Genomic DNA, 10987 nt, shown 5'->3' with positions numbered 1-10987 from the left:
ACTTGGAGAAGTCCTCGCCAAAGCAGCAGTCGTTAATGAAGTCAGACCCGACTACGGAAAGGTTGAAGCGATCAGTCTTGCAAGTGATATCGATGATCACGAGACCCTTCCCTTGAGCCCTAACACCAGAATTAAGCCGACCCGCGAAGCGGGTTCGGCTTGAATGAATTGTTAGGCCGCACTAGTAAGCGCCGCCCTGACGGACCGAGCCATCCGACTCGGGTATCTTTCCTTGCGCGATCTTACCGACGCCATCGTCTGGGAACGCGAACACATCGATTGCATCGCCGGGCTTGGCTGACTCACTCAGGTATCTAACGAACTCCTCGAAATCACTGAAAGCTAGTGGAGTCGGATGGCTTGCAGCAAAAAGGTGCCAATGAAGGACAGCTACAAAGCCAACAGACTCTAGATGCAGTCGGATTGCCTCAAGGTTGTCGACAGAAAGGATGGAGCTTCGGTTAACCATCTATGCGGCCTAACACCAGAGTTAAGCCGACCCGCGAAGCGGGTTCGGCTTGGACGACTTGTTATGCGCGCCAAGGTAAACCCGAAGCCGCTGGCCTGCAACGGGAGCGGGAGAACGGGGAGCACGGAAGAACGGTCCGCAAGCTCGGGGCAGGTCGAGGCCAGCAAAGACCGAAGCCGACAGCGCCGCCAATCCGAAGGTCATGAAACCATCCTTGTGCCGAGCGGCGCGAACGCGATGCGTCCGAAGCCGAGTGAAGCGAAGTCGGGACGCGTGAGTGAAGCGGACAGGTCAGCGACCGACCAATGCCGAAGCCAACGGTGCAGGGGAAGTCGCAGCATCACCGAAGTCGACAACACCAACACACCTACCCACGCATAACACCAGAATTAAGCCGACCCGCGAAGCGGGTTCGGCTTGAATGAATTGTTAGGCCGCTGGCCCGTGAGGTCGAGGCCGGCGACCACCAACGCAACAGCTTGCTCAATAGTGTCCGCCGTAAGCCGATCAGCTGATGCGGAACTCTCAGCAAGGAGCGGGCAAGCGCCGGTACTGGACTCTAGCTGGAAATCCAACGCACTTGCAGGGTGACGAAAGACCCACAGGCCATCGTCGTCAGTGCCAGGGTGCAGAACGGCTAACTGCTCCGCAGAAATATCTGGGTAAGCGAGACGAAGCTTGTCAATGATTGCATCAATGTCTCGCATGCTTCCCCCCGCGGCCTAACACCAGAATTAAGCCGACCCGCGAAGCGGGTTCGGCTTGAATGACTTGTTAGGCGCCATGGCCGACCGGCCCTAGAACCTGCTCTGCAACACTCAGGAAGTCCGAAAGTTGAGCTGGATCGCCGCTACCGCCATCGCCCCAGATGGTCAAGGACAGGTCTCCAAGCAAGTCCAGCGTACTGCTCTCGCCGCGAGCATTGTATTGCTCGACAAATTGAATGAGCAGCAGGTACGCCTGCTCCAAGGTAAGGGTGCGCTGAAAATCGGGATCACTTAGCTTGCGCATGCGAAGATGCTTCTCCATGGCGCCTAACGCCTGAGTTAAGCCGCCCCGCAGCGGGGTGGCGGACGCGTGCTAGCGTAGCGCAGGCACGTGGCCGACGCCACGATGCGGGGTCGGCTTGAACGAATTGTTAGGCCCCGCCAGTAGTTTGAGTGTCAGCCCCACCTGCAGGGATAATTTTCTCGCCTTGGCAGTCAGGACATAACTCAAACGCAGCCCAGCGTTTAGCACCAAGTTGATGCTCGACGCACAGATCTCCGCGACCATTGCATCGCGGACACCACTGGAACCCGTGAGCTGCGGAAATTGCGCCTCTCTGAGCCGCCTCAAAGAAAAGGCGCTTGCGAATGGCAATTTTTGTAGCCTCGACCTGATTCATTGGCTATCAATTCGTGATGAGCTTCGTGCGGGGCCTAACGCCTGAATTAAGCCGACCCGCGAAGCGGGTTCGGCTTGAATGAATTGTTAGGGCGCAGCACGGAAGCCCACACGACATAGAACGTGGTGGCACCGACAAACCCATGAAGGGCGAACGCTAGAATTGACTGCATGTAGCTAAGCCACCCGTAGAGTGTTGGCACACCGGCGACAACGAATTGAACAGGCTGCCCATACCAGTTGCCGCCGGAAGAGTAGCCTGGATCCCCACCGGGAATATCCCAGCCGACGAAAAGGGCGCCTGCCAGTGCGCCCGATGCAGCTAACGGCCACCAGCGGAACCGGCCGATGCGCCAAAGGATGAGAGAAAGCGGAACGCCGACTAAGAGCACGAAGGGGGCTGCAAATAGCACTGAGTAGAAGGAGATGGGGCCGAGATCGAGCCATGCCATATCGGCACCAGAGAGAACGGCAGGTAGCACAAACCATAGAAGCAGCACGACGGGCTGAATCAACATTGCAGCGATTGAGGAAACTATGGCTGTGAGCAGGACCTTCATGCGCCCTAACACCTGAATTAAGCCGACCCGCGAAGCGGGTTCGGCTTGAATGAATTGTTAGGCCCCGCCCAGCGCTGGAAGGCGACAGAGAACAGCAAGCCTATGAGAGAGAAGACTATGTGGAAGAAAAGAACCCGGCTCACGTACCACTCAAATCCGACCGGGTACCGCGAGAAGAGCAGTAAAGCAAAGAGAACGCCGATGGGGCCAGAAGCGACGCCAATGAAGTAGGGCAGCAGCCTTGCGGAGGAGAAGCGGCAAAGTAGTTGAAGAGGTGTCGCAACAACGATGATGAATGCTGCAACAAGCGCAAGAGCTAGAAGCCAAGTCTGTGGAGTATCAGACGCCCAGAAGACGCCGACCTGCCACCAGGCAACGAATAGAAAGGTGGCGAAACCAGCCGTGCCAAGCAAGACGATCTGTTCTAGGTCGAAAACGACAATCTTCATGCGGGGCCTAACACCTGAATTAAGCCGACCCGCGAAGCGGGTTCGGCTTGAATGAATTGTTAGGGCCTATCCACGTGACCTAGAACAACCCCATCTTGCAGATAGTAGATCGTCTTGACGGATGGATGCAGCCCGATTACGACTAAACTCTGCTGCGCGACTACGTCACAACTAGCATGCGCAGGAGGAATTACTGAGCTTGAAACGTTTACAGTCACAGACGCACTCAACTCAATAAGTTTTGGCTGAGAAAACTGAGCGCCGCAGGAAAGAAAACTGGTGATACCAAGATAAATCTTGCCATCAACCATCTTGAAGTTTATAGCGGCGCTGCGACCGCTAATGTCGCTCTCGCAGAAATCACATGAATCGAGCCGGGAGATGCTGGGCGCGGTGTATGGCTGTGTGACTGAAGATACGAGTAAGGCTGAAAGTATTGGGAGAATGCTCATAGGCCCTAACACCTGAATTAAGCCGCGCCGCGAAGCGGCGTCGGCTTGAATGAATTGTTAGGCCGCGGAGCCAAGATAGCTAGCAGCCAATCTCTGAGCGGACGACAGAGTGTCGGTGATGGATGCGCCGCCGTGCTCAAGCCACCACTCCCCTTGCCATTGAGGCTCCATCTTGCCGCGCGAGTGGCGTTGCACACGAAACCCGTCCGGGGTCTGGTAGATGCAGACCAATAGCTGAGCATCAAGTGATGGCTCCACGGACACTCGCTCCCAACTCTCTGGTGCAGATAGCAAGAGTTTGGCGCCTCCGACATCTACTGCTTCCATAGCGGCCTAACACCGGAATTAAGCCGACCCGCGAAGCGGGTTCGGCTTGAATGAATTGTTAGGCCGGCCAACCGACGGACCAACCCGCTTCTGTGAAGAATTGATGCAGAGAATTCTTGTCCGGAACCCAAGAGTCAAAAGCTCCCTCTGCATTGGGTCCACTTGATCCGTCCCACCACTCGTAAATGATGAAGCCGCCGGTTGCATTGGAGTCGTCCACAACTCTGATCTTGTGTCCAGCTCTGGCACTGTTCAACACATCGCCAACACAATCGATTCTGACCATCATGGCGGCCTAACACCGGAATTAAGCCGACCCGCGAAGCGGGTTCGGCTTGAATGATTTGTTAGAGCGCACACTCTGACTCTTTGCGCGCCCATCCAGAAATTGACGGAGCGGTAAGTATGAAAGCTGAGTGCGCCGCTGCTTGAGTTTGGATGAACTCTAGAGCGAGTAAGTTGTTTGTATGTGCGGCTGCTTGCGCGAGCGGAGGGTCCGCACCGTCCCAGACGCAATCCAGCCGCGACTCAAACCCCGGATTAAGCCAGATGCCGCCCTCAACCCGAGAAATGACGACTCCTTCAGACGCGGCGCGCTCGCAAACGCCAATTGCTGCTTCTGGGGAAAGACGCATTACGACGCTCCCATCGAGGCCGAAGAAGTCATCAGGTGACTTGTACAAGCGGCTGCGGTCCGTCATGTGCGCTCTAACACCGGAATTAAGCCGACCCGCGAAGCGGGTTCGGCTTGAATGAATTGTTAGGGGGCACTGCCATTGACCGCAAGCTCCCCGCCGATACTCACGTCAAGACCGTACTTGAAGAATCGCTCTGCGACCATAGCTCCGTTGCAGATGAGAGATACCCGATGCCCTTTGCGCGAATGACTAACAAGAAGTCGCTGCCGGAAGTTGCCCCTAACCTCCCACTCTTTAGGGAGGCTCTTAGAGCCAACGACCGTCAGGTGTAGCGTGCAAGAGTCTGTGTCCGGGGTCGAGCCAACTGCATAGAAGGCGCCGTGAGCGGGGCCGAACCAATGAGCGCAGCCAGGAAGTAGTAGGAGAACCAAGCTCGCCGCAAGAACTCTCATGTGCCCCCTAACACCGGAATTAAGCCGACCCGCGAAGCGGGTTCGGCTTGAATGATTTGTTAGGCACCACCCTAGGGGAGTGCCACCTTAACAACGACTTTGCCCGGAACCGGAACGCCATTGCATAACGCTGGCTCAAAGGTGGAATAGCGTACAGCGTACATGGCGGCTCTATCGAGAAGTGGGGCTCCACTGGAGCGAACTATCTTTGCCTCGGCCATGTAGCCGTCACCACCCCGAACCCCGACCAGTACCTCTATGTTTGTCTCCCCCTTGAGGCCGAGCAGCCTTACCTCAGACAAATCTCCGGAGGTCGCCAGTCGTATGAGCTGCGCGTCCGATGAAGTGCTGCAGCCACTATCGGCGCTACTGCAGCCGGTGCCCGCCGCCACTAGCACTCCGAGAATCAGTTGCCACATATGCATGATGTGGTGCCTAACACCTGAATTAAGCCGACCCGCGAAGCGGGTTCGGCTTGAATGAATTGTTAGGTGCCATGGCAGAGATCACTGAGTGGAGATCCTCCACAGCACGTTGTCGAATCTTGGGGGACTTGATATGGCCAGGCAACCTACTAAGCCAGTGACTATTGGGGCCGTGCCCGCCACCACGAATGGCGGATAGACGACGCGATGTCGGGAGGGGCTTGCGCCCAAGGACATCTACACACTCCGCAAGCTGTGCCGCAGAAGAGAAGCGGAAGACAAAACCCTGCGACTCGACGCAAAGTACGGGATAGCCGCTGCGACCCTCGGCCCTGGGAGCCGGCGGGCTGTATGACTCGGACGCGCGCCATGCGGCACCGTCCAGCTCCAAGTGAACCCAGTAAGCCATTGGCTCATTGCGCCAGTCCTGTGTGTGTTCGATCCAGTTGCGGGCAACCTTCCCCATGGCACCTAACACCGGAATTAAGCCGACCCGCGAAGCGGGTTCGGCTTGAATGAATTGTTAGGCCAATGCCCGCAGTCTTGAAACCGCAAAGCGATCAGCCACATAAGCACCCCAGAGTAACGCGATGACGCCTGCAAGAGCGGCAAGCGAAAGATGCAGCGAAAGCACGAACGCATCTGGTGCGAGACTGTCTCCTGGATGGGCGCCCTTAAACAAGAGGAAGTACAAGCTAGCAATGGATGGTATGGACAGCAAGATCGCCGTCATTGCCATGAGAACTGTGGTCAGCCGAATCAGATAGAGGAAAACCTTCTTCATTGGCCTAACACCGGAATTAAGCCGACCCGCGAAGCGGGTTCGGCTTGAATGAATTGTTAGGCGGCGTACCTAAAAGTACCCGCCCTCCGCCTCCAGCCACATCTGATATCCATCTAGCTCCTCTGCGGCGACTGAGGACTGCTGAACAAACTTGGCGTCCCAACCAGAGAAACTCTCACTGGAGATCGGCAGATGTCCCATGCCCAAGGGCTCATCCTCTCGCTTTTCCACCCCTGCCATGTACAAGGAGCTCTCATCGATATGCGCAGGTGGCGTGGGATATACATTGCTATAGATGCGGACGTGTACGCCATGGCTATCTACCTTGAGGATCTTGAGCGGGACAAAGTTGCCGTTCTCTTGTGGAGTGACGTAGAGACCGCCCTCGATCCACTGCCCCGCAAGTGCTGGTGATGGGGTAACTGCTGTGCCGAATAGAACTGCAAGTAGCCTCTTGAGCATGATGAGCCGCCTAACACCAGAGTTAAGCCGACCCGCGAAGCGGGTTCGGCTTGGACGACTTGTTATGCGCGCCAAGGTAAACCCGAAGCCGGCGGCCCGCAACACGTCTGGGAGACCAGGGAGCACGGAGAAAGCATCCGCAAGACCGGAACAGGTCGAGGCCAGCAAAGGCCGAAGCCGACAGCGCCGCCAATCCAAGAAAAAGTCATGAAGCCCTCCATGCGCCGAGCGGCGCGAACGCGGTGCATCCGAAGCCGAGTGAAGCGAAGTCGGAAAGTGCGAACGAGCCGGACAGGTCAGCGGCCGATCAACGCCGAAGCCAAACGCACAACAGAACTCAGTGCGTTACCGAAGCCGACAACACCAACACACCTACCCACGCATAACACCTGAGTTAAGCCGACCCGCGAAGCGGGTTCGGCTTGAATGAATTGTTAGGCCGCGGCGCTAAGTACAAGTGAAACCTCCATTGCGGCAACCGTGACCACCCCGAACTCTCCAGCAATACGGTACTCGCCTAGTCGCACAAGCGAAAGCTCGTCAATGCAGCCGTAATCCAGGCTGCCGTCAGCGTCATGAGTGGGTGGAACAGCGGCTTGTGGGAGCAGACCGCTAACAGAAGAAACACTAGAAAACCGGATGAGGCCGGGGCGATAGCAAGCCCAGTCACCACTCGCGGGTGGCGTTGCTTCTGGGTGGCTTTGCAAGAGGCTCGCGAGAACGCTGAATGTGAGCGAGTCTGAAGCGTAGTGCCACGAGAGAACGAATGTGTCCTCCAGCAAGATGTTGTCAAACGCATCAATGCTCATGAGCGGCCTAACACCGGAATTAAGCCGCGCCGCGAAGCGGCGTCGGCTTGAATGAATTGTTAGGCACCACCCAAGATGCCTGACTACTTGGAGCGTAACGCAATAACGGCAAGCAACAACGCGGCCAGCAGGACAACAGTGGGCAGATGCCGAGTGACCGCCAGCAGGGACTCTACACCGGCGAGCCACTCCTTGGACCAAGCGCCACCGATGCTCTCGTGGTACGCCAATGCTGCGCGGGGGGATGGCCGGAACAATGTGTACCCAAGGGCGACTGCTGCCAGGGAAATTACGGATGCGATACGCAGACGGCGATTGGAAGGCATGAGGATGGCTGCAATAGCCAGTACGGCTACCGGAGCCAGAATCAACGCATCAAGAGTCCCGAGTGGCCACATGTGGTGCCTAACACCAGAATTAAGCCGACCCGCGAAGCGGGTTCGGCTTGAATGAATTGTTAGGCCTACTGGCGATGAAGTTGAACACAGTAGTCGTAGACCTGGTAGGTGGTAACGGTGTTGCCCGTTACGTCGCCTTGCATCTCAGGATTAACCACGCAAAAGACACCACCCGCCTTTAGCAGCCCGACGTAAGTTGGCTCGCTGCGCCATTTTGCATCTACGCCGAAGTATCCACGCTCCGAGTAGTCATACGTGCCAGAACGCTTGCGGTAAGCAAACGAGCCAGAAGCATCACTTTGCTGGGCCTTGAATAGCCAGCCCTCGGGGAGCTCATCCGAGGCGGTACGAAGGCCCGCGACCAAGCGTGAACCATCTTGGCCGGACCAGGCGATACCATCCAAGGCTGGAGCACGAAAAGATGCGCAGCCGCCAAGTGCGAGAAGAAGTAAGAACACTGGTTGCGTAGGAACTTTCACAGTAGGCCTAACACCAGAATTAAGCCGACCCGCGAAGCGGGTTCGGCTTGAATGATTTGTTAGGGCTCAACCGTGACATCTGCGAATCCTGCGGCACGGAGTACCCCTGTGACCTTGCCAACGATTGGGTCATTGGCGGAAATCTTGTTCTTGCCGAGAAGCTTCTGTGTGAGCGTGCGAGACCGCTCAAGCATGACATGCCACTCGCCGTAGTTTGGGCGACTAGGATCCTCGTCTGAGTTGCCGGACACGCACATAAGGTAAGAGACGTTTTGGTAGCCAACCTGATTAGCCCACCCAAAGTCCTCCATACAGATCACATCGGCATCGACGCCGGACTCCGAGAGAGTAGAGACAAGCCACTTGGAGAAGTCCTCGCCAAAGCAGCAGTCGTTAATGAAGTCAGACCCGACTACGGAAAGGTTGAAGCGATCAGTCTTGCAAGTGATATCGATGATCACGAGACCCTCCCCTTGAGCCCTAACACCAGAGTTAAGCCGACCCGCGAAGCGGGTTCGGCTTGGACGATTTGTTATGCGCACCACGGTAAACCCGAAGCCAACGGCCCGCAACAAGTCCCGGAGACCAGGGAGCACGGAATAACGGTCCGCAAGCTCGGAGCAGGTCGAGGCCAGCAAGGACCGAAGCCGAAGGCGCCGCCAATCCGTAAGCCATGTAGCCATCCTTTGCCGAGCGGCGCGAACGTGATGCGTCCGAAGCCGAGTGAAGCGAAGCGGGGAACTATCCGCTGTCAGGTTGCATCAGCGACCGATCAACGCCGAAGCCAACGACTCAGCCGATGTCGCCGCTTCACCGAAGCCGACAACACCAACACACCTACCCACGCATAACACCAGAATTAAGCCGACTTGGCCGCGCCAGCGGACAAGTTCGGCTTGAATGAATTGTTAGCGCCCGCCAACGGAAACACCGAACATCCGAGTGACAGGGCCGGTAACTAGCGCTCCGATGATTGAACACGGTGTGCCCCACAAAAGGACCGCTACATAGATCATTGATGCGCCGCCGCCGGCATATGGGCGGACGCAATCAGTGTAATAGGCAAATACAAGCCACGGTGCAAACAGGAGGCACGCCCCGATTGATCTCAATGGATTTGCCGTGGCAAGTGAAATTATTGCTGGGAGCAGTGGAACCATCAGAAAGACGCCCAAGACTGCCAGGAAAGAGAGAACGCCATGGTCATAGCAAGCAAAGCTATTGAACGCTTGAATGGCAACGACGCCGAGAATGGCGGCGATTCCGGAAAGGATGGCTCGGTTACGACTAATCACCATAGGGCGCTAACACCAGAGTTAAGCCGACCCGCGAAGCGGGTTCGGCTTGGACGATTTGTTATGCGCGCCACGGTAAACCCGAAGCCAACGGCCCGCAACAAGTCCCGGAGACCAGGGAGCACGGAATAACGGTCCGCAAGCTCGGAGCAGGTCGAGGCCAGCAAGGACCGAAGCCGAAGGCGCCGCCAATCCGTAAGCCATGTAGCCATCCTTTGCCGAGCGGCGCGAACGTGATGCGTCCGAAGCCGAGTGAAGCGAAGCGGGGAACTATCCGCTGTCAGGTTGCATCAGCGACCGATCAACGCCGAAGCCAACGACTCAGCCGATGTCGCCGCTTCACCGAAGCCGACAACACCAACACACCTACCCACGCATAACACCAGAATTAAGCCGACCCGCGAAGCGGGTTCGGCTTGAATGAATTGTTAGGCCCCGCTGCCGGGACCACCATCTCTATCCTTGACCGAATCACGACCTTCTCGGAATGAGCGGGCAACAACGTCAGCAGCTCAATCAATAGTTCCGGATACTTGGCCAGTGGCGTGAGCGGCATTTTCGACGGTGCGACGAAACTTGCGACCAAGGTGATAAGCGACAGCTGGATTTGTAGCCGCAAGCCACAAGCGACGGACAACGATCACGGCTCCAATGAGGCAGCCGATGCCGAGGATAAGCGCAAGGATCAGATCAGGGTCCATTGAGGTTCTCGAATGCTAGGTATCTCTCGTGCGGGGCCTAACACCAGAGTTAAGCCGACCCGCGAAGCGGGTTCGGCTTGGACGACTTGTTATGCGCGCCAAGGTAAACCCGAAGCCGGCGGCTCGCAACGGGTCCGGGAGACCAGGGAGCACGGAAGAACAGTCCGCAAGCTCGGGGCATGTCGAGGCGAGCATAGGCCGAAGCCGACAGCGCCGCCAATCCGAACGTCATGAAGCCCTCCATGTGCCGAGCGGCGCGAACGCGGTGCATCCGAAGCCGAGTGAAGCGAAGCCGGAAGGCGAGAGCGAACCGAACAGGTCAGTAACCGATCAACGCCGAAGACAACGGCGCAGCGGAAGTCGCTGAATCACCGAAGTCGACAACACCAACACACCTACCCACGCATAACACCAGAGTTAAGCCGACCCGCGAAGCGGGTTCGGCTTGGACGACTTGTTATGCGCGCCAAGGTAAACCCGAAGCCGCTGGCCTGCAACGGGAGCGGGAGAACGGGGAGCACGGAAGAACGGTCCGCAAGCTCGGGGCAGGTCGAGGCCAGCAAAGACCGAAGCCGACAGCGCCGCCAATCCGAAGGTCATGAAACCATCCTTGTGCCGAGCGGCGCGAACGCGATGCGTCCGAAGCCGAGTGAAGCGAAGTCGGGACGCGTGAGTGAAGCGGACAGGTCAGCGACCGACCAATGCCGAAGCCAACGGTGCAGGGGAAGTCGCAGCATCACCGAAGTCGACAACACCAACACACCTACCCACGCATAACACCGGAATTAAGCCGACCCGCGAAGCGGGTTCGGCTTGAATGATTTGTTAGGGCTCAACCGTGACATCTGCGAATCCTGCGGCACGGAGTACCCCTGTGACCTTGCCAACGATTGGGTCATTG

Annotated in this window: 8 protein-coding genes; 1 reads left to right on the top strand and 7 read right to left on the bottom strand. The window is 57.2% G+C overall.

Annotated elements, in window-relative coordinates; translation table 11 throughout:
* Positions 1–1243 precede the first annotated feature (1243 nt).
* The 7 genes from MMG85_RS18115 to MMG85_RS18085 form a co-directional block, all read right to left on the bottom strand.
* On the bottom strand, positions 1244–1498 hold the full coding sequence (locus MMG85_RS18115) for a hypothetical protein (protein WP_241047302.1): 255 nt from the start codon (positions 1496–1498) through the stop codon (positions 1244–1246).
* A gap of 404 nt (positions 1499–1902) precedes the next feature.
* Positions 1903–2415 carry a hypothetical protein gene (locus tag MMG85_RS18110; RefSeq protein ID WP_241047301.1) on the bottom strand — a complete coding sequence of 171 codons (513 nt, stop codon included), beginning with the start codon at positions 2413–2415 and terminating at the stop codon, positions 1903–1905.
* Between the two features lie 17 nt (positions 2416–2432).
* On the bottom strand, positions 2433–2864 hold the full coding sequence (locus tag MMG85_RS18105; protein ID WP_241047300.1) for a hypothetical protein: 432 nt from the start codon (positions 2862–2864) through the stop codon (positions 2433–2435).
* A 2817-nt stretch (positions 2865–5681) separates the two neighbouring features.
* Positions 5682–5942 carry a hypothetical protein gene (locus tag MMG85_RS18100; protein WP_241047299.1) on the bottom strand — a complete coding sequence of 87 codons (261 nt, stop codon included), beginning with the start codon at positions 5940–5942 and terminating at the stop codon, positions 5682–5684.
* Positions 5943–6011: 69 nt separating this feature from the next.
* Entirely contained in the window at positions 6012–6404 is a 393-nt protein-coding gene (locus tag MMG85_RS18095) for a hypothetical protein (protein WP_241047298.1), read from the bottom strand.
* Positions 6405–7676: 1272 nt separating this feature from the next.
* The gene (locus MMG85_RS18090; RefSeq protein WP_241047297.1) at positions 7677–8015 is read right to left on the bottom strand and encodes a hypothetical protein; all 339 of its coding nucleotides are present in this window, start codon (positions 8013–8015) and stop codon (positions 7677–7679) included.
* 134 nt (positions 8016–8149) lie between these two features.
* The gene (locus tag MMG85_RS18085; RefSeq protein WP_241047296.1) at positions 8150–8551 is read right to left on the bottom strand and encodes a hypothetical protein; all 402 of its coding nucleotides are present in this window, start codon (positions 8549–8551) and stop codon (positions 8150–8152) included.
* A 1379-nt stretch (positions 8552–9930) separates the two neighbouring features.
* Here MMG85_RS18085 and MMG85_RS18080 point away from each other — a divergent pair.
* Positions 9931–10089, top strand: a complete 159-nt coding sequence (locus MMG85_RS18080; protein WP_241047295.1) for a hypothetical protein — start codon at positions 9931–9933, stop codon at positions 10087–10089.
* Positions 10090–10987 lie beyond the last annotated feature (898 nt).

This window comes from Pseudoxanthomonas sp. LH2527 (assembly GCF_022539275.1).
Taxonomy (GTDB): domain Bacteria; phylum Pseudomonadota; class Gammaproteobacteria; order Xanthomonadales; family Xanthomonadaceae; genus Pseudoxanthomonas_A.
Note: the sequence above shows the minus strand (reverse complement) of the source record. Positions and strands in the feature narration are given on the sequence as shown.

Bases quoted from the DNA above. Each gene is read 5' to 3' on its own strand.
- MMG85_RS18110 (WP_241047301.1), bottom strand. From the start codon at position 2,415: ATGAAGGTCCTGCTCACAGCCATAGTTTCCTCAATCGCTGCAATGTTG.
- MMG85_RS18115 (WP_241047302.1), bottom strand. From the start codon at position 1,498: ATGGAGAAGCATCTTCGCATGCGCAAGCTAAGTGATCCCGATTTTCAG.
- MMG85_RS18100 (WP_241047299.1), bottom strand. From the start codon at position 5,942: ATGAAGAAGGTTTTCCTCTATCTGATTCGGCTGACCACAGTTCTCATG.
- MMG85_RS18105 (WP_241047300.1), bottom strand. From the start codon at position 2,864: ATGAAGATTGTCGTTTTCGACCTAGAACAGATCGTCTTGCTTGGCACG.
- MMG85_RS18095 (WP_241047298.1), bottom strand. From the start codon at position 6,404: ATGCTCAAGAGGCTACTTGCAGTTCTATTCGGCACAGCAGTTACCCCA.